This is a genomic window from Buttiauxella agrestis (assembly GCF_900446255.1).
GTDB classification, from domain to species: Bacteria; Pseudomonadota; Gammaproteobacteria; order Enterobacterales; family Enterobacteriaceae; genus Buttiauxella; species Buttiauxella agrestis.
In genome coordinates, this window is record NZ_UIGI01000001.1 from 704325 (window position 1) to 724536 (window position 20212).

At 50.5% G+C, this 20212-nt stretch carries 16 protein-coding genes; 10 read left to right on the forward strand and 6 right to left on the reverse strand.

Annotated elements, in window-relative coordinates; translation table 11 throughout:
• From DY231_RS03485 to DY231_RS03500, 4 genes are read right to left on the reverse strand one after another with little or no spacing between them, the layout of a single operon-like run.
• Positions 1 to 1542 (reverse strand): MFS transporter, encoded by a 1542-nt coding sequence (locus DY231_RS03485; RefSeq protein WP_115627292.1) that lies wholly within the window; start codon positions 1540 to 1542, stop codon positions 1 to 3.
• A 48-nt stretch (positions 1543 to 1590) separates the two neighbouring features.
• Positions 1591 to 2607, reverse strand: a complete 1017-nt coding sequence (locus DY231_RS03490; RefSeq protein WP_115627293.1) for a Gfo/Idh/MocA family protein — start codon at positions 2605 to 2607, stop codon at positions 1591 to 1593.
• Between the two features lie 2 nt (positions 2608 to 2609).
• Positions 2610 to 3677, reverse strand: coding sequence for a Gfo/Idh/MocA family protein (locus DY231_RS03495; RefSeq protein WP_115627294.1), 1068 nt, complete (start codon positions 3675 to 3677; stop codon positions 2610 to 2612).
• 2 nt (positions 3678 to 3679) lie between these two features.
• Entirely contained in the window at positions 3680 to 4855 is a 1176-nt protein-coding gene (locus tag DY231_RS03500) for a Gfo/Idh/MocA family protein (RefSeq protein ID WP_115627295.1), read from the reverse strand.
• A 212-nt stretch (positions 4856 to 5067) separates the two neighbouring features.
• On the opposite strand from DY231_RS03500, the gene DY231_RS03505 reads away from it, so the two are divergent.
• The 5 genes from DY231_RS03505 to DY231_RS03525 all read left to right on the forward strand — a co-directional run bounded on the left by DY231_RS03505 (position 5068) and on the right by DY231_RS03525 (position 12355).
• Positions 5068 to 6135 carry a LacI family DNA-binding transcriptional regulator gene (locus DY231_RS03505; RefSeq protein WP_115627296.1) on the forward strand — a complete coding sequence of 356 codons (1068 nt, stop codon included), beginning with the start codon at positions 5068 to 5070 and terminating at the stop codon, positions 6133 to 6135.
• 150 nt (positions 6136 to 6285) lie between these two features.
• Complete coding sequence (dapB, locus tag DY231_RS03510; RefSeq protein ID WP_115627297.1) at positions 6286 to 7107, forward strand: 4-hydroxy-tetrahydrodipicolinate reductase; 822 nt, start codon at positions 6286 to 6288, stop codon at positions 7105 to 7107.
• A 468-nt stretch (positions 7108 to 7575) separates the two neighbouring features.
• A complete protein-coding gene (gene carA / locus DY231_RS03515; protein ID WP_034498469.1) occupies positions 7576 to 8736 on the forward strand; it encodes a glutamine-hydrolyzing carbamoyl-phosphate synthase small subunit in 1161 nt (386 codons plus the stop codon).
• Between the two features lie 19 nt (positions 8737 to 8755).
• On the forward strand, positions 8756 to 11980 hold the full coding sequence (gene carB, locus DY231_RS03520) for a carbamoyl-phosphate synthase large subunit (RefSeq protein ID WP_115627298.1): 3225 nt from the start codon (positions 8756 to 8758) through the stop codon (positions 11978 to 11980).
• A 141-nt stretch (positions 11981 to 12121) separates the two neighbouring features.
• On the forward strand, positions 12122 to 12355 hold the full coding sequence (locus tag DY231_RS03525; protein ID WP_115627299.1) for a YgdI/YgdR family lipoprotein: 234 nt from the start codon (positions 12122 to 12124) through the stop codon (positions 12353 to 12355).
• Between the two features lie 72 nt (positions 12356 to 12427).
• Here the strand turns inward: DY231_RS03525 and DY231_RS03530 are convergent, their stop codons facing one another.
• Both DY231_RS03530 and idnO read right to left on the reverse strand, forming a co-directional pair.
• The gene (locus DY231_RS03530) at positions 12428 to 12898 is read right to left on the reverse strand and encodes a NanQ anomerase/TabA/YiaL family protein (RefSeq protein ID WP_115627300.1); all 471 of its coding nucleotides are present in this window, start codon (positions 12896 to 12898) and stop codon (positions 12428 to 12430) included.
• Between the two features lie 123 nt (positions 12899 to 13021).
• Positions 13022 to 13786, reverse strand: a complete 765-nt coding sequence (gene idnO / locus DY231_RS03535; RefSeq protein WP_115627301.1) for a gluconate 5-dehydrogenase — start codon at positions 13784 to 13786, stop codon at positions 13022 to 13024.
• A 316-nt stretch (positions 13787 to 14102) separates the two neighbouring features.
• On the opposite strand from idnO, the gene DY231_RS03540 reads away from it, so the two are divergent.
• The 5 genes from DY231_RS03540 (at position 14103) to kefC (ending at position 20173) form a co-directional block, all read left to right on the forward strand.
• Positions 14103 to 15095, forward strand: a complete 993-nt coding sequence (locus DY231_RS03540) for a LacI family DNA-binding transcriptional regulator (RefSeq protein WP_115627302.1) — start codon at positions 14103 to 14105, stop codon at positions 15093 to 15095.
• Positions 15096 to 15304: 209 nt separating this feature from the next.
• Positions 15305 to 16255: a 2-hydroxyacid dehydrogenase gene (locus DY231_RS03545; RefSeq protein ID WP_115627303.1), complete on the forward strand. Its 951-nt coding sequence runs from the start codon at positions 15305 to 15307 to the stop codon at positions 16253 to 16255.
• A gap of 80 nt (positions 16256 to 16335) precedes the next feature.
• Positions 16336 to 17643: an MFS transporter gene (locus DY231_RS03550; protein WP_115627304.1), complete on the forward strand. Its 1308-nt coding sequence runs from the start codon at positions 16336 to 16338 to the stop codon at positions 17641 to 17643.
• Positions 17644 to 17793: 150 nt separating this feature from the next.
• Positions 17794 to 18324, forward strand: a complete 531-nt coding sequence (kefF, locus tag DY231_RS03555) for a glutathione-regulated potassium-efflux system oxidoreductase KefF (protein WP_115627305.1) — start codon at positions 17794 to 17796, stop codon at positions 18322 to 18324.
• On the forward strand, positions 18317 to 20173 hold the full coding sequence (gene kefC / locus DY231_RS03560) for a glutathione-regulated potassium-efflux system protein KefC (RefSeq protein ID WP_115627306.1): 1857 nt from the start codon (positions 18317 to 18319) through the stop codon (positions 20171 to 20173). The genes kefF and kefC overlap by 8 nt, the downstream gene beginning before the upstream one ends.
• Positions 20174 to 20212 lie beyond the last annotated feature (39 nt).

Below are 20212 nucleotides of genomic sequence, written 5' to 3' on the forward strand. Positions count from 1 at the left end.
CTACGGTGATTCCGGCGTTAAGCTTGATACCGATTTACGCCCTGGCGTGTTGCCCCAGACTTTGTCGTATTCATAGCCGGTCAGGTCTTTGATGACTTTGCGGGTTTCCATATCGCAGTCTGCGAGGTTGCCACCCAGTTTGAGTCGGGCGACTTCTTTAATCAGCGTTTTATGGGATTCGCGGGTGAGTTTGAATTTAAAGGTCATCCAGAAACTGATCGCCAGCAATGCTGTGGTGGCAAAGACCATTAGCCCGACAATCGCGTGTAACGCTTCAATAGGCTGCTCGCCCTGGCCTTTAACAAAACCGCTTTCTTCCAGCACCACACCAATCAGCATGATGGCCAGCGCCACGGTACTTTTCCGGGTTAAGACCATCACGCCGGCAAAGATGCCTTCGCGGCGTTTTTTAGTCACGATTTCATCGACGTCAGGAATAAAGCTGTAAATATTCCAGGGGATAAAATAAAGACCCGCACGTGAAATACCTAAAATGACAAACACAGCGGAGAACAAGATCACGGATACATTGATATTGTTGATATAGGCATAAAACAGGAAAGCTAATACTGCGAAAATAAAACTATAAGATAAACGCAGTGCGCCGGAAGGCGTGAAATTCAATTTGCTGAGTAACAGCATAAAGACAAATGTTCCCGGAACAGAAACAAATGCGGCCACGCTTAAATAACCTGAAACGGCGGCGGCATCCTGATGTAATCCGTAAACGACATAATAAGTAAATACTGATCCGAAAACGTCCATCGCGGTGAATGAAGCAATATAAATAATAATATGCTGGCGGAACATGCGGATCTTAAATGAAGAGAGTAAATCTAACACCAGGCTTTTTAAATGGTGCCAAAGATTACCGCTATTTGCTCCTTCGGGTTCGGGTTCAAACTCTTCACGCACATCTTTCGCTTCCCAGGTGCACATCCAGGTGGTAAATACCGCGAGGCAAAAAATCGCTGAGAAAAGCAGGCCCGTGTAAGTGTACGTCATCGAGTTATCTTTACCGGTGAACTGCATGATGACACCCGGCACCGACACCGCCAGAAAACCGCCAAGCTGCGAGCAGATCATACGCACACCGGATAAACGGGCGCGTTCGGTGTAGCGGTTGGTCATCTCTGCCGCCAGCGTTTCCCATGGCACCAGCACCATTGCGGAGAGCAGTTCGATTGAGAGATAAGTGCCGAGATAATACCAGTAGCCCATATCCGTCACCCAAAGCAGGGCGTACAAAAACATCAGTGGGGCGCTGAGTAATAAAAAGAAGCGGCGGCGACCGAAGCGTTTACCCAGCCAGGTATTAGCGAAGTTATCGGTGATGTAACCCATAATTGGACTTAATACCGCATCTATCACTCGGGCAATGGCAAATATCGAACCGGCTTCTAATACCGATAATCCACAATAAGTGGTGTAGAAAAATAGAAGCCAGGTGCCAATAATAGCAAATGCGCCACCACCAAATAAATCGGTAACACCATATCCTATGGCTGTTCCATAGCCAACTCTGCGTTCTGTAGGTTTCATATTATTATTCCATTTCTGTGTAGGGTGAAAAGGAAAACATTATTGTTGTTAAATTTTTATCCAGTTCCTGGTTATCGAAGACTGGTAAATCGCTTCGACCATGCGCAGGGATGTTTCCGCCTGGTGTATATCAACGTAATTATGATTGTCGGGTGTTTGTATTGAATGATAGAAATGATTAATTGCCTGCTGGTGGCTGCTTCCCCAGTAACATTTCTGGACTTCACGTGGTATTTCATCGCAGGCCAATAAACTTTTCTCTTCGCCAGTCATAAACCACAGATTATTGTGATGAAGTTGCAGCAGGCCATCTTCGCAATGGATCTCAAGAAATAGCGGTGAGTCGGTGGTATGACAGTTGGTCGCGTAAAAAATCCCTCGCGCCCCGTTGGCTAATTGCATATTTGCCATCGCGGTGTCCTCGGCCTGGGTGGCATTGCTGAGAAAACTGCTCTCCACCACGCCTTTCAGCGACTCAACTCCGCCAGCAAACCACTGCATTAAATCCAGCGTATGAATCGCCTGATTGATAAGCAGGCTGCCGCCTTCGGTGGCAAAACGTCCGCGCCACGGGCTTTGCGCATAGTAATCTTGCGTTCGATTCCATGTCAGCACCGCTTTGATACTCAGCACTTTTCCGTAGGTGTTCGCCTCCAGCAATGATTTGATCTTCTGGCTGCTCGGGTTCAGTCGGTTCTGATAACAGACACCAAGCTGGCTCGTTGCGTGCTTCAGTGCGGTTTTAATGTCTTTTACTTCGCCTGGATTCAGCGCCACCGGCTTTTCCGTGAAGACGTGTTTCCCGGCGGCAAGGGCGGCAAGAATCACTTCTTTGTGTGCGACATGCGGCGTGCAGACGTGTACCACATCAATTTCGGTATCACACAGCATTTCGCGGTAATCGGCGTAATAACGGCAAGCGTAACGCTCGGCCAGTAAGTGACCCTTTGCGGAGTCTGTTTCGACAATTGCCCGAAGCCTGCAGGCTGGATTCGATTGAATTGCCTCGACGTGCAAGGTGTGGATTGCTCCACACCCGACGACTGCGGCCTGTGTCGTCTTCATCGCTATTGCACTCCGTTTGCCAGCATTTGCGCGCGCACGCACAGTTCGGCGGCTTTGAAGGCATGCGCCTGAGTCATCGCCTTTTCGGTGCGATTCAGGCAGTCAAGAATCAGTTCGCCGAAGAACGGGAAGCCCACATTCCCGGCAACCGGATAGCGGAATTCACCTTCTTTATTAACCAGATACACCACATCTTGTTCCTGGCGAGTGATGTCGACGTATTTGCGGATTTCGATATAGCCGTCGGTGCCGAGCAGCGTCAGGCGTCCGTCGCCCCAGGTGCTGAGTCCTGCTGGTGTGAACCAGTCGCAGCGGAAATAGCCGCTGGCCCCGTTCTCGCCTTTGAGCATCGCATCGCCGAAATCTTCAAATTCAGGGTGTTGGGGATGGGCGAAGTTGTTGGTTTGCGCGGCAACAACCTGTGCTTCGCTGTTGCCCGTGTAAAACAGGAATTGTTCAATCTGATGGCTGCCAATATCACAAAGAATGCCGCCGAAGCGTTTCTTAAAGTAGAACCAGTCCGGGCGACCCTGGCCTTCACGGTGTGGTCCCATACCCAGAGTCTGAATCACCCGACCAATTGCGCCGTCGTGCACCAGTTGCCCGGCAAAGACCGCACTTTCAACGTGAAGTCGTTCGCTGTAATACACCGCATATTTGCGTCCGGTTTCGGCGACTTTCGCTTTTGCCGCAGCCAGTTGTTCGAGGGTGGTCAGCGGAGCTTTATCGGTGAAATAGTCTTTTCCTGCGTCCATCACTTTCAGGCCAAGCGCGCAACGTTCATCAGGAATCGCCGCTCCGGCAACCAGTTTGACGCCCGGATCGGCCAGTATCGCTTCAAGAGACGGCGCAATTTTCGCCTGTGGGTATTGCTTAACAAACTGCTCGATTTTTTGTGGGTCAGGATCGTAAACCCATTTCAGCGTCGCGCCCGCTTCAATCAGGCCATTGCACATGCCGTAGATATGGCCGTGATCGAGTGCGGCGGCGGCAAAAACAAAATCATCTGGCTGCACGACTGGCTGCGGTTTGCCTTTTGGCGCGTAATTCATACCGTCTTTGATGCTCATGTTTATGCCCCTTTATCCATATCTTTACCCAATGGAATCGCCTCTTCATTGGCGAAATTTTCCACTGAGGCGGATTTCTCAAAGAAATGCGGTGCCATTTTCACTAACCCGCCCGTCTGGTAATACGGGTCGCTTGCGCTAATGGGCAGCGAAACAATACTGCGAGTGATGGCTGATTTATAAATTGCGGTGATGAGTTCCAGCGAACGCTTGCCTTGGGGGCCGTCCACTAGCGGTGCGGTGCCCGTTTGCAACGCGTGCAGGAAGTTTTCGATTTGCCCGGTATGCAGCGTCCAGGTCAGACGCGGCACAGTCTGGTAACTATCTTCAAGCTGATTTTCAAGCGAGGTATCGCGCGCGTCGATGGGGAAACCGTTGGGGGCGGCGATGCTGGCGAATTTATCCCACGGCGCAGAAATGCGCGCTTTTTCACCCTGAATCACAATTTTCTGGTCTTCACCGTGGTGTACAACCGATGCGGTAAGTTGCGTCAATGCGCCACTGTCGTATTTGAAAATCGCAGCGCTGAGATCTTCGACTTCGGCGTTGTCATGGGAAACATTGGTGGTGATGGCGACCACTTCCGTCGGGAAACCCAACATCCACTGAATGGCGTCGATGTGATGCACGGCATGGTTTAGCGTGCAGCCGCCGCCTTCTTTTTCCCAGGTGCCACGCCACCACAGGTCGTAATAGGAGTGACCGCGCCACCAGAAGGAATCCACCTGCGCATGGCAAATTTTGCCGATTTGGTCGGTTTCGAGCACTTTTTTCAAACGCCAGAAAGCATCGGTAAAGCGGTTTTGAGCGATGATCGACAATGTTTTTCCGCTGGCCTCGGCCGCGGCAATCATCGCATCACATTCCTGGAGTGACGCGGCCATTGGCTTTTCGCACAACACATGTTTGCCTGCATTTAACGCATCGATAGAAATAGCGGCGTGTACATACGGTGGGGTGCAGATATCAAATACGTCAATGGAGGGGTCATTAAGAATATCTTGATGGTTGCTGTAGATTTTGGCTTCCGTCAGCCCGTAATGTTTCTTCTTTTCCTCGGCTTTTTCTGGGTAGATATCAACCAGAGCGACAATCTGACAGAGGTCAGGAAATTCAAGATAACCCTGAATGTGATTGTGGGAAATATTACCGGTTCCAATAATAGCGATTCTTTGCATTGTGCTCTCACTTATACAAAAAAATAGGACTTATTTTTATCAGGAATCATTTTTTGAGAGCATAGTTATGGTTTTTTTTGCACACAACCGCTATTTATGACAGGAATTGCACGGCATAAATAACGCTGTTGTGATCGAAGAAAAATGCTTGTGATGAGAAAGAGTTAGTTATGAAAATAATGTCAAAACGCTAATGAGGCATCGATCACAAAATGACGGGTAAGCTGAAAATCAAAGAGATAGCCGGGCTGACAGGGCTTTCACCAAGCACGGTATCAAGGGTGCTGGCGGGTAAAAATAATGTTAGCCCGCAGGCAAAAGAAAAGGTTTTTTACCATGCTCGTTATATGGGTATTTTGCGAGATATTCCCGCCAGTCGTTTACTCATGAATTCATTATTAGTGTGTGCTCCGGCGGCGGCTTTTACCCCAAATGGCGATCGTTATTATTACGAAGTGATTCAGGGTATTATTTCAGAAATATCGCATTATGATATTCATGTTAAAAAATGCTCGCTGGATATTAACGAAGCAGACACGACTTTATTTATGAAACACGTTAACGAAGACGATGTCGATGGAGTAATAATCATTGGGATTGATGATGAATCTTTGTATCGACTGGCCGCAGAAAGCAATAAACCTGTGGTGACAATTAATGCCAGAGATAAAAAGATGCGCCTTGATTGCGTCTCGCCAGATCATTCTTCCATTGGTTATAGCGCGGCAAAACACTTGCTAGAAAAAGGCCACCGCCAGGTACTGCTCTTCACCGATTTGCGCCGTGAAACCATGATCCAGCGTCTCGAAGGGTTCAAGCGAGCCTGCCAGGATCACCACCTTGTATTTGATGAATCGGAAAATTTGCTGGTCACGAAAGGTTATGGCGAGCCAGAAGTGCGGGCGAATTTTAAAAAGTACCTCCAACAACGTTCAAAGCAACAGCTGCCTTCGGCCATATTATGTGGCGGGGGAGCCATTGCGCGAGCGGTGCTCGGCGAGCTGAAAAACCATCAGCTCCAGGTGCCTGAAGATATTTCCGTCATGAGTTGCGCTTACTCACATGAAATGGACGAAATAAAATCGCTGGGATTAACCGCGGCTTTTCAGCCTTGCCGCGAACTCGGCAGTGAAGCGGTTTGTATCCTGCAAAGTCGCTTAACGCGCAACATCAGCTCCCGGTTTAATTTATTGCTCCAGGGTTCCATTGAGTTGGGGAATTCAGTGGCAGATGTGAACTGGCGACGCCGGGAATTGTATCAAACGCATTCAATTCCCTGATTCTGCTATGGGATTAATGGCTTTTACTGATAATTCCGCCGTTTTGTCATAAATTTCTTATTATCGGTGTTTTCGAGTGGCGAGCCTCCCAAGGCCTCGTTAATCTGAGAACAGTTTCATTGGTTATTGAATAAAGAAAAGAGAGTGAATATGGATGAGTCACAAGTCCGCGTAGCAATCGCGGGTGCGGGTGGTCGCATGGGGCGACAACTGATTCAGGCAGCCTTGCAACTGGATGGCGTAAAACTGGGTGCAGCGCTTGAGCGCACGGGTTCATCCTTAGTGGGGAGCGATGCAGGCGAACTCGCTGGCGTGGGCAAAACTGGCGTGATCGTTAGCGATAGCCTGGACGCGGTGGTGAACGATTTCGATGTGTTTATCGATTTCACACGCCCGGAAGGCACACTCAATCATTTGGCTTTTTGCCGCCAGCACGGCAAGGGCATGGTCATTGGTACGACGGGTTTTGATGAAGCGGGCAAGCAGGCGATTACAGATGCGTCGAGCGAAGTGCCGATTGTTTTTGCGGCCAACTTTAGCGTCGGTGTGAATGTGATGCTCAAGCTGCTGGAGAAAGCGGCCAAAGTGATGGGTGACTATACCGACATCGAAATCATCGAAGCGCATCACCGTCATAAAGTCGATGCGCCATCAGGCACGGCATTAGCCATGGGCGAAGCCATCGCTCATGCGATGGACAAAGATTTGAAAGAGTGCGCCGTTTACTCTCGTGAAGGGTACACCGGCGAGCGCGTTCCAGGCACTATTGGCTTTGCCACCGTGCGTGCGGGCGACATTATTGGTGAACATACGGCGATGTTTGCGGACATCGGTGAGCGTATTGAAATCAGCCATAAAGCCTCCAGTCGTATGACTTTTGCAAATGGAGCGGTTCGCTCTTCATTGTGGTTGAAGTCTAAGAAAACTGGCCTTTACGATATGCGGGATGTGCTTGATCTCAACAATTTATAAGTGTTATTACCCATCGTGATGTGGTTATTGCAATCATAAGTGTTTGATTGATAGGGTAATATTTTATTGCCCTTTTTTATTTGTTTTGTTTTTGAGTGTTTTATCATTGCTTAGCTTTGTTGTTGTCATAATTATCTCTTATCCTGCTTAAAATCGTTGCTTTGTTGTTAATTTTGACCATTTGGTCCACTTTTTATGGTCATGACAGACAGTATCCCATTCATCCTGGTCCGCAATCGGTTACGCATCCTGAGTTAGCTGTTGATTTCAACGGTCAATTCCTCTTTTCCCCATCAGAGTGCTAAAAAACACATAAAAAGTTGCGCTTATGGTAGACTTTTCCCCGGCCTCTCACTAGAATGCCGCCGTTTGTCAAAAATCCAAATGACAGGCTGTTTTGCATTGATTCCTGAATTCATTTTGAATTAATATGCAAATAAATTGACTGTTTATTCCCTGGAGGGCGTTTTGATTAAGTCAGCAATATTGGTTCTGGAAGACGGAACCCAATTCCACGGTCGGGCCATTGGGGCATCGGGTTCGGCCATTGGGGAAGTCGTTTTCAACACCTCTTTGACCGGTTATCAAGAAATCCTCACTGATCCTTCCTACTCCCGCCAGATTGTCACTCTTACTTATCCTCATATCGGAAATGTCGGCACTAATGCTGCTGACGAAGAATCCTCCCAGGTACATGCGCAAGGCCTCGTTATCCGTGACCTACCACTGATTGCCAGCAACTACCGCAATACCGAAGACCTTTCTTCCTACCTGAAGCGCCATAACATTGTGGCCATCGCCGATATCGATACCCGTAAGCTGACACGTATTCTGCGCGAGAAAGGTGCACAGAACGGCTGCATCATCGCCGGTGATAACCTTGACGCCGCACTGGCACTGGAAAAAGCGAAAGCCTTCCCAGGCCTTAACGGCATGGATCTGGCGAAAGAAGTGACCACTCAGGAAGCGTACTCCTGGCAGCAGGGGAGCTGGACGCTGGAAGGCGAATTGCCTGAAGCGGCCAAAGAAGAAGATTTACCATTCCATGTCGTGGCCTACGATTACGGCGTGAAGCGCAACATTCTGCGTATGCTGGTTGACCGCGGCTGCCGCCTGACGGTGGTTCCTGCACAAACATCTGCTGAAGATGTGTTGAAGTTAAATCCAGACGGCATCTTCTTATCTAACGGCCCAGGTGACCCGGCGCCGTGTGACTACGCCATTAGCGCCATTAAATCCTTCCTGGAAACCGACGTTCCGGTATTTGGTATCTGCTTAGGCCACCAGTTGCTGGCTCTGGCGAGCGGCGCGAAAACTGTGAAGATGAAGTTCGGACACCACGGTGGCAACCACCCGGTTAAAGATTTGGACCGCGATTGCGTGATGATTACCGCACAGAACCACGGTTTTGCAGTGGACGAAGCGTCGATGCCTGCCAACCTGCGCGTCACGCACAAGTCGCTGTTCGACGGCACGCTGCAAGGTATTCATCGCACAGATAAAGCCGCATTCAGCTTCCAGGGGCACCCGGAAGCAAGCCCTGGCCCACACGATGCGGCGCCACTGTTTGACCACTTTATCGAATTGATTAAGCACTACCGTTCTACCGCCACTCTTAACAGCAAGTAAGTATCAGGAGCTAATTAAAATGCCAAAACGTACAGATATAAAAAGCATCCTGATCCTCGGCGCTGGCCCAATTGTTATCGGCCAGGCGTGCGAGTTTGACTACTCTGGTGCTCAGGCGTGTAAAGCGCTGCGTGAAGAGGGTTATCGTGTTGTGCTGGTGAACTCCAACCCGGCAACCATCATGACCGACCCGGAAATGGCCGATGCGACTTACATTGAGCCGATTCACTGGGAAGTGGTTCGCAAAATCATTGAGAAAGAGCGTCCGGATGCGGTGCTGCCAACCATGGGCGGCCAGACTGCGCTGAACTGCGCGCTGGAGCTGGAACGTCAGGGCGTGCTGGCTGAGTTTGGCGTCACCATGATTGGCGCAACGGCAGACGCGATTGATAAAGCCGAAGACCGTCGCCGTTTCGACGTGGCGATGAAAAAAATCGGCCTCGATACTGCGCGCTCTGGCATTGCTCACAATATGGAAGAAGCGCTGGCGGTTGCTGCTGACGTCGGTTATCCGTGCATCATCCGCCCATCATTTACCATGGGCGGCACCGGCGGCGGTATCGCTTACAACCGTGAAGAATTCGAAGAAATCTGCGAGCGTGGTCTGGATCTTTCGCCAACCAAAGAGCTGTTGATTGACGAATCGCTGATTGGCTGGAAAGAGTACGAGATGGAAGTTGTGCGTGATAAAAACGACAACTGCATCATCGTCTGCTCAATCGAAAACCTTGACCCGATGGGTATTCACACCGGTGACTCCATCACCGTAGCGCCAGCGCAAACGCTGACCGACAAAGAATACCAAATCATGCGTAACGCCTCGATGGCGGTGTTGCGCGAAATCGGCGTGGAAACCGGCGGCTCTAACGTACAGTTCTCGGTTAACCCGAAAACAGGCCGTTTGATTGTTATCGAGATGAACCCGCGCGTATCACGCTCTTCTGCACTGGCTTCTAAAGCGACCGGTTTCCCGATTGCGAAAGTGGCAGCAAAACTGGCGGTGGGTTACACCCTCGATGAGCTGATGAACGATATCACCGGTGGCAAAACCCCGGCGTCGTTCGAACCGTCCATCGACTATGTTGTGACGAAAATTCCTCGCTTCAACTTCGAAAAATTCGTCGGTGCCAATGATCGTCTGACTACCCAGATGAAATCTGTGGGCGAAGTGATGGCGATTGGCCGCACGCAACAGGAATCACTGCAAAAAGCATTGCGTGGCCTGGAAGTGGGCGCGACCGGTTTTGACCCGAAAGTGAATCTGGATGACCCGGAAGCGCTGACCAAAATCCGCCGCGAGCTGAAAGATGCTGGCGCTGAGCGTATCTGGTACGTTGCTGATGCATTCCGCGCGGGCATGTCTGTTGATGGCGTGTTCAACCTGACCAACATCGACCGCTGGTTCCTGGTGCAGATTGAAGAGCTGGTGCGTCTGGAAGAGAAAGTTGAAGAAGTCGGTATCACCGGCCTGGACTATGACTTCCTGCGCATGCTCAAGCGTAAAGGCTTTGCCGATGCGCGCCTGGCGAAACTGGCTGGCGTGCGTGAGTCAGAAATTCGCAAACTGCGCGAACAATATAAGCTGCACCCGGTTTATAAGCGTGTTGATACCTGTGCGGCGGAGTTCTCAACCGATACCGCGTACATGTACTCCACTTATGAAGACGAGTGTGAAGCAAACCCGAACAACGACCGTGACAAAATCATGGTGTTGGGCGGTGGCCCGAACCGTATCGGCCAGGGTATCGAATTCGACTACTGCTGCGTACATGCATCACTGGCACTGCGTGAAGATGGTTACGAAACCATCATGGTTAACTGTAACCCGGAAACGGTTTCTACCGACTACGACACTTCCGACCGCCTGTACTTCGAGCCGGTTACGCTGGAAGACGTGCTGGAAATCGTCCGCGTTGAGAAGCCAAAAGGCGTTATCGTGCAGTACGGCGGCCAGACTCCGCTGAAACTGGCGCGTGAACTCGAAGCCGCTGGCGTACCGATTATCGGCACCAGCCCGGATGCCATCGACCGTGCAGAAGACCGCGAGCGTTTCCAACACGCTGTTGACCGCCTGAAGCTGAAACAGCCGGCTAACGCCACTGTTACCGCCATTGAAATGGCAGTCGAGAAAGCGGCTCAGATTGGCTACCCACTGGTGGTTCGTCCATCCTACGTTCTGGGTGGCCGCGCGATGGAAATCGTTTATGACGAAGTCGATTTGCGTCGTTACTTCCAGACTGCGGTCAGCGTTTCCAACGATGCGCCAGTGCTGCTCGACCGCTTCCTCGACGATGCGGTAGAAGTGGATGTTGACGCCATTTGCGACGGTGAAACCGTGCTGATTGGCGGCATCATGGAGCACATCGAACAGGCAGGCGTTCACTCCGGTGACTCCGCATGTTCTCTGCCAGCGTACACGCTGAGCCAGGAAATCCAGGATGTGATGCGCCAACAGGTGCAGAAACTGGCTTTCGAGCTGCAAGTTCGCGGCCTGATGAACGTGCAGTTTGCGGTGAAAGATAATGAAGTCTACCTGATTGAAGTGAACCCACGTGCTGCGCGTACCGTACCGTTTGTCTCTAAAGCAACCGGCATGGCGCTGGCGAAAGTGGCGGCACGTGTGATGGTAGGCCAGACGCTGGTTCAGCAAGGTATGACAAAAGAAATCATTCCACCGTATTACTCGGTGAAAGAAGTGGTTCTACCATTCAACAAGTTCCCGGGCGTTGACCCACTGTTAGGGCCAGAAATGCGCTCTACCGGTGAAGTGATGGGCGTGGGCCGCACTTTCGCAGAAGCGTTCTCCAAAGCAATGCTGGGTAGCCAGTCCACCATGCGTAAACCAGGCCGTGCGCTGCTGTCTGTTCGCGAAGGCGACAAAAAGCGTGTGGTAGACCTGGCAGCGAAACTGCTGAAACAGGGCTTTGACCTGGATGCGACTCACGGTACAGCGGTTGTGCTGGGTGAAGCGGGCATTAATCCACGTCTGGTAAACAAGGTGCATGAAGGTCGTCCGCACATTCAGGACCGTATCAAGAATGGCGAATACACCTACATCATCAACACCACAGCGGGTCGCCAGGCGATTGAGGATTCTAAGCTCATCCGCCGCAGCGCACTGCAATATAAAGTGCACTACGACACCACGCTTAACGGCGGTTTTGCGACAGCGATGGCATTAAATGCTGATGCGACTGAAAAAGTGATTTCTGTTCAGGAAATGCACGCGCAGATTAAAGGCTAACATCTTAATCTGACGTAAAAATAAACGGCTCCTCATTGCAGGAGCCGTTTTTCGTTTAGGACTGTTCTGCTTCTGCAAGCGAGGCGCAAACCACTGACTATAATTACCCTGCTAATGAAATTCGAACACAGGGAGAAAATAATGCTCACTAAATCAATCATCACTCCGATGCTGGCCGCCGTTGCGCTGCTGTTTGTTGCAGGATGTACTTCAAACCAGTCAGTGAAAACCGCGGACGGCAAAACCATTGTGACGGATGGCAAACCGCAGGTTGATGATGATACCGGGCTGGTGTCGTACAAAAATGCCGAAACTGGGAAAACAGAACAGATTAATCGCGACCAGGTTAAATCTATGAATGAACTCAAAAACTAGTCGCGATCGGTTGTAACAAAAAAGCCCCGTCAGCCTAAGCGCGGGGCTTTTTCATGATGAAGCTATTTATTATCAGGCGAGCAACGCGTGGTCGATTTTCACAATAATTTTGCGCAGCGCCGTAGGCTGGCTAAGCGTGCACATTGGGCGATGTAATTCATAGGGAAAGATCACCGCAAGTTCACCGGGGTGCAGGTGAATCAGCGTTTCACTGCCAATCTGCTGGCAAAAACCGATGTCCTGCTTTTCATTAAACGGCTCAGTCATATCCAGCGCCAACCCTTTCACTCCTGCACCAATCACCTCCTCGCCAACCAGGACAATATGGATATCAATGTACTGGCGATGAAATTCAGGTTTCTGGTTTTCTAATGGGCGCGTTTCCCCTTCGACGACCGAGAAAAAGACACTATCGCCCTGTAGGGGATATTTGCCCGCTGGCAGGCTATGCGGTTTTTTATCCAGTATGGCCTGCAAAGTGTTGCGGATTATAGCGGGGTAAAGTGGGTTTTTAGCGCCGTCCGACAAGGTATCAATAATCATTTTTTATCCTTAAATATTTTCCGGATGGGGGCTGGCAAGTCACGCGAGGTTACGAGAAACAATTAAATCGACCGTCGGAGTAATATCGACTGAGATAATATCGGGCTCGTCGTGTCGCGGTATTCACACGGCGACCAGCATCCCGCCGTCGACAAACAGCAGATGTCCGTTCACAAAGTCAGAGGCTTTAGATGAGAGAAATACTGCCGCACCTACTAACTCTTGCGGATTGCCCCAGCGTGCTGCTGGTGTGCGTTTACATAACCAATCGGTGAACGCCTTATCATCGACCAATGTCTGCGTCATGGCCGTTTTGAAATAGCCCGGAGCAATGCCGTTGACCTGAATGTTGTAGCGCGCCAGCTCAACGCACATTCCACGTGTCAGCATTTTTACCGCACCTTTAGCCGCAGCATAGGGAGTGATGGTGTCGCGACCCAACTCACTTTGCATTGAGCAAATATTGACGATTTTGCCTTCTTTGCGAGTCATCATTCTTTTCGCTACCGCCTGAGAAACTAAAAATACTGCGGTCTGGTTGACGGCAATAACCTCATTCCATTCTTCTACCGGGAATTCAGTAAAAGGATGGCGGCGCTGAATGCCCGCATTATTAAATAAGACATCAATCTGGCCGATATCATTTTCTATTTGTGCAATAGCCTGTTCAACTGAATGAGGATCGGTAACGTTAAATACGGCAGTATGAGAAATAACACCTTCATCACGTAATTTCATTGCAGCCTGTTCGGCTCGTTCGGATGAAATATCATTGATAATGATCTCTGCACCATATTGGGCAAGACCCTGTGCCATGATATAGCCAATTCCCTGACCTGAGCCGGTAATTAAAATACGCTTGCCTTTTAAGCTAAAGAGATCGTTCATGATGATTTCCTGTATGACCGCTTGCCACCAGAATGGTGAAGTCTAATTTTTACTGCGTCATTAATTTGCCGTCGCGGGAAAATAATTCAGCGAGTCTTGGTGCTTTCTATCTCACGTTTTTTACGGCGTTAAAACTGTGATGAAGATCACTTCAAATCATGTTACGAAAAGAGGTTACTTTAAGCGTGATACAGGGCATGAATTAGCTGCTTTAAAGGCTGGAATTCATATTCTGGTGCGATGGCGTTAGTTTCTCTTTTCGACGCTCAACAGGCATAATGACTGGATGGAATGGCTGTTATGACAGGCATCATTAATGAAAGTACAACGCATCACGTTACATGATATCGCCGCACTGGCGGGTGTAACGAAAATGACAGTCAGCCGTTATCTACGGACGCCGGAAAAGGTGAAATCTGAAACCGCCGAGCGTATTGCCAGCGTTATTGCGGAAGTGGGTTATGAACCCGATCCCGATAACCCCGTGGTGAGCGGGAATATTGCTCCGCGTATTGGTGTCCTCGTTCCTTCTTTTCATAATCAAATCTTTGCTGATGTGCTGGCCGGTATTGAGTCCGTGACGACTTCCCATGGCTACCAGACGCTGGTAGTTAACTACGATTACGATAGCTTGCGTGAAGAAGAGCAGATTGCAACAGTGCTGGCTTTTAACGTTAAAGGTCTACTGCTCACCGAATCTGTCCATACCTTGCGCGCCGAGAAATATCTAAAAGCCGCCAAGATCCCGATTGCTGAAGTCATGGGCTTAACCGACAACCCGGAACGCATTAACGTCGGTTTTGATAACTATCGTGCGGGTTTCGACATGACCAATATGCTGTTGGCCAGCGGTAAAAAACATATCGTCTATTTTGGCTCGATGTCCGATATTCGTGATGAGCAGCGGTATGCGGGTTACTGCAAAGCAATGGAGGCGGCGGAATTATCTGTTGGACGTATTTCACCAAACAAAGTGTCCTCGGTTTCTATCGGTACCGGAATGATGACGTTGGCGCGCCAGATGTATAAAGAAATGGATGGCATTTTGTGCACCAACGATGACCTCGCCGTTGGGGTGTTACAGGAGTGCCTCGCTTCGGGTATCAAAGTCCCTCAGGAAATGGCTATCGCCGGTTTCCATGGCCTGGAGATTGGGCAGATTATCACGCCTCGATTAGCCAGCGTTCTGACGCCTCGCTTCGAAATGGGGAAAGTGGCAACCGAGATTTTGATAAAGAAAATCAAAGGAATACCCACAATAGAAAAAGTGGATTTGCATTATAGATTGTCGATGGGAGAAACCATCTAGCCTGCTGCCATGCGAAATGATTGTTACTACTATGTTATTAACGCAAAGATTGTTTCGCATCCCCGCCTTAAGAAGTGCCTTAGCGATCACGGAGTCTGTAACAGCTATTGTTAACACGATTGAGCGTGACGCGGATCGCAATAACCCCCCTGAAAAAACCGTTTGATATGACATCACTGACGTACTGAAACTTTCAAACGGATAACACTATGAATTCTGAAAATCCTCGTGCTGTGTTGTTAATTGCTCCGGTTGTTGAAGGCCTGCTTGATAAACTTTCTTCAGCTTATTCTGTTTACCGCCTTTATGAGCAACAGGACGAAGCTGCGTTCTTGCGTGAGAGGGGGGTAAATATTCATGCGGTGGTCACTCGCGGCGATGTTGGTGTGAAAAACACGGTGCTGGAACAGTTGCCCAATGTCGGGCTGGTGGCGATTTTTGGCGTTGGCACTGACGCGGTTGATCTTGAATATACCCGCTCTCGTAAGATTGCCGTCACGATTACTTCCGGTGTCTTAACCAATGATGTGGCTGACCTGGCGATGGGCTTATTGCTGGCTGGTGCACGTCAGCTCTGCCATGGAGACAAGTTTGTACGTGAAGGCCGTTGGCTCACAACAGCCCCGTCTCTGGCGACGCAGGTGAGTGGTAAACGTATCGGTATTGTCGGTATGGGGAACATTGGCCAGGCAATTGCCCGGCGCGCAAGCGGCTTCGATATGCAGGTGCTTTACACTGACCGTAAACGCATTGAAAACCTGGATTACCAGTGGTGTGCTGATATTTACACTCTGGCACATGAGAGTGACTTTCTTGTTATTGCCGCATCGGGTGGGGCGGCTAACCGTGGCATGATTGACGCGACGGTACTGAATGTGATGCCGAGGCATGCGTGGCTAATTAATGTTGCTCGTGGTTCGTTGGTGGATGAAAAGGCACTTATCCGTGCGTTACAAAACCATGTTATAGCGGGGGCGGGTTTAGATGTTTACGAAGAAGAACCACACGTACCGGCAGAATTAATCGCACTCGAGAATGTTATCCTGCAGCCGCACGTTGCCAGCGCAACGCATGAGACTCGCCAGAAAATGAGCGAGGTAGTTTTCGATAATGTTGCGGCTTATTTTGATGGTGCATCCTTACCGAATGCCATTGAGTAAATAAATGAAACGCTGTTAATTAATAAAATAAAAACCTCTGTGCCCTTAAAATAAATCCTCTGTCTGAGTGAGAACCGTATATGAACGATAAAATACCCGGTACACGCTGGCTGCGTATTATTGCGCCTATTTTGATTGCCTGTATTATTTCTTTTATGGATAGAGTCAATATTAGCTTTGCTCTACCCGGTGGGATGGAAGCTGATTTAGGTATTACCAGCCAGATGGCAGGGGTTGCCAGCGGTATATTTTTTATTGGTTATTTATTTCTACAAATTCCCGGTGGGAAAATTGCCGTTAACGGAAGTGGTAAACGTTTTATTGCCTGGTCTTTAGCCGCCTGGGCCATTGTTTCTGTGGCTACCGGCTTTGTTACGCATGAATATCAATTACTGGCCTTGCGCTTTATTCTCGGCGTGTCAGAAGGTGGAATGCTGCCTGTAGTGCTAACGATGGTGAGCAACTGGTTCCCGGAGAAAGAGTTAGGGCGGGCAAATGCGTTTGTGATGATGTTTGCGCCATTGGGCGGGATACTGACGGCACCTGTCTCCGGCGCAATTATCACCGCGCTCGACTGGCGCTGGCTATTTATCATTGAAGGGCTGCTTTCCCTCGTTGTGCTGGCAGTCTGGTGGTTTTTCATCAGCGATCGCCCTGAAGAGGCTCGTTGGTTACCGTCTCGCGAACGTGAATATTTGCTGGAAACGCTAGGCCGCGAACGTCAGGCGCGACAATCCGAAGCTCCTGTCAGTAATGCGCCAATAAAAGATGTCTTTCGCAATTCAGGCCTGATGAAATTAGTCGTCCTCAACTTCTTTTATCAGACCGGGGATTACGGCTACACCCTGTGGTTACCGACCATCCTCAAAAATCTGACAGGTGCTTCAATGGCAAACGTAGGAGTGCTGGCGATTTTACCCTTCATCGCGACACTTGCCGGCATTTACGTTATTTCCTTGTTCACTGATAAGAGCGGTAAACGTCGTTTGTGGGTTCGTTTCTCTTTGTACAGCTTCGCCGCGGCGTTAGTGGCCTTGGTGCTCCTGCGTGATCATGTCGTGGCGGCCTATATTGCGCTGGTGGTGTGCGGTTTCTTTCTCAAGTCGGCGACCAGTCCTTTCTGGTCAATTCCGGGGCGGATTGCCGCTCCAGAAGTGGCGGGTAGCGCACGCGGAGTGATCAACGGCCTGGGGAATCTGGGGGGCTTTTGCGGCCCTTACCTGGTTGGCGTGATGATTTACCTGTATGGGCAAAACGTTGCGGTGTGTGCGCTGGCGGGTTCACTGCTTATTGCCGGGACGATGACCTTCTTCTTGCCGAAAAAATGCGACTTGTCGATTAGCGACACTAAAGTGGTTGCCGGTGATGAAACGCCTCATCGTGCATAACATGAGGATACTATCCGCTGCTGCCTAAATGTTAGAGCCTTAATTAGACTCGCTATATCTACGCAACACCTTCAACCAGAATGGGGACGTGTCGTTTTCAGATACAATGACTTATGCTTACACGCAGAGTTAACGGTACATGAGAACGACATGATCCTGATTATATATGCACATCCTTACCCGCATCACTCCCATGCAAACCGCAAAATGATAGAGCAGGCTTCGCTTTTACCCGATGTGGAAGTGCGCTCTCTTTACGAGTTATATCCCGATTTCAACATTGATATTGCCGCCGAACAGCAGGCTTTAAACCGCGCTGATCTGGTCATCTGGCAGCATCCGATGCAGTGGTACAGCATGCCGCCATTGATGAAACTGTGGATAGACAAGGTGCTGGCACACGGCTGGGCGTATGGTCACGGTGGAACCGCGCTGCGGGGTAAACAAGTGATGTGGGCGGTGACGACCGGCGGCGGCGATCATCACTTTGATCTGGGCGACCATCCCGGTTTTGATGTGCTCGGGCAACCGTTACAAGCTACAGCCCTCTATTGCGGCATGAACTGGCTACCCCATTTCACCATCCATTTCACGTTTGTCTGCGACGAAAATACCCTCGAGGTAGAAGCTGAAATGTACAAACAACGTTTGCTCGACTGGCAGGAGGCAAACCATGGATAGCCACAGCATGATTCAGGCGCTGATTTACCTCGGCTCTGCCGCGATAATCGTACCGATTGCGGTGCGCCTTGGCTTGGGTTCAGTGCTGGGCTACCTGATTGCCGGCTGCATTATTGGCCCATGGGGGTTACGCCTGGTCACAGATGCCGAGACTATTTTGCATTTTGCGGAAATCGGCGTGGTGCTGATGCTGTTCGTCATTGGCCTCGAACTTGACCCGCGACGTTTATGGACGCTACGAGCATCGGTGTTTGGCGGTGGCGCACTGCAAATGTTCGCGTGTGGACTGTTGCTTGGTTTGTTCTGCATGTTCTTAGGCTTGCGCTGGCAAGTTGCCGCGTTAATCGGCCTGACGCTGGCGCTCTCTTCCACCGCGATTGCCATGCAGGCGATGAACGAACGCAACCTGACACTTTCGCAAATGGGTCGCAGTGCGTTTGCGGTGCTGTTATTCCAGGATATCGCGGCGATCCCATTAGTGGCGATGATTCCCCTGCTTGCCACGAGTGGCGCGACCACCACCTTTGCCGCGTTCTCCATTTCGGCGCTGAAAGTGGTTGGGGCTTTGGCGATTGTGGTATTGCTTGGGCGCTATGTGACACGCCCGCTGCTGCGATTTGTTGCACGGTCTGGCCTGCGTGAAGTGTTCAGCGCCATGGCGTTGTTTATGGTGTTTGGGTTTGGTTTGTTGCTCGAGGAAGCGGGACTTTCGATGGCGATGGGGGCGTTTCTGGCGGGGGTTTTACTGGCGAGTTCTGAATATCGTCACGCGCTGGAAAGCGATATCGAACCCTTTAAGGGTTTGCTGCTGGGGCTTTTTTTCATCGGCGTGGGGATGTCGATAGACTTCGGTACGCTACTGGAAAATCCGCTGCGAATTATCGCGTTATTGTTGGGTTTCCTGGCGATTAAAACCATCACGCTATGGATTGTGGCAAAAACCCTCAAGGTGCCACGCAAACAGCGGCGTTGGTTTGCCGTTCTGCTCGGGCAGGGCAGTGAATTCGCCTTTGTGATTTTTGGCACCGCGCGCATGGCGCAGGTGCTGGACGACAGCTGGGCGAAATCACTGACGCTGGCGGTTGCGCTCTCTATGGCGGCCACGCCACTGTTGCTGGTGTTGCTTAATCGACTTGAAAAATCTGGCAAAGAGCAGGCGCGTGAAGCCGACGAAATTGACGAAGAGCAGCCACGAGTAATCATTGCCGGTTTCGGGCGTTTCGGGCAAATCGCCGGACGTTTGTTGCTGACCAGCGGGGTGAAAATGGTGGTCCTTGATCACGACCCTGATCATATTGAAACGCTGCGTAAATTCGGCACCAAAGTGTTTTATGGTGACGCGACGCGCGTGGATTTGCTGGAGTCCGCGGGGGCTGCAAAAGCGGAAGTGCTGATCAATGCCATCGACGACCCTGATGCCAATATGCAGTTAGCCGAACTGGTGCAGGAGCATTTCCCGCATTTGAAAGTCATTGCCCGAGCGCGTGACCTTGACCACTTTATTCGTCTGCGCCAGCTTGGGGTTGATCAACCTGAACGTGAGACGTTTGAAGGGGCGTTGAAAGTGGGGCGCAGAGCACTGGAAGGTTTGGGGGTGGGGAGTTACGAAGCCCGGGAACGCGCCGATCATTTCCGCCGATTCAATATGCAAATGGTCGAAGAGATGGTTCCGGCGCCAGACTGGTCCGCACGTGCCGATGTGCTTAAACGCACCAGCGCAATGCTGACGGAGGTGATCAACGAAGATCGTTCGCATCTGAACGTGATTCAACGCCACGGCTGGCAGGGAACGGAAGAGGGAATTCATTCGGGGAAACTCGCGGATGAACCGCCGGTGAAGCCCGAGTAGCTAAAGACTGTGTCGGATGGCGCTGGCGCGCCATCCACC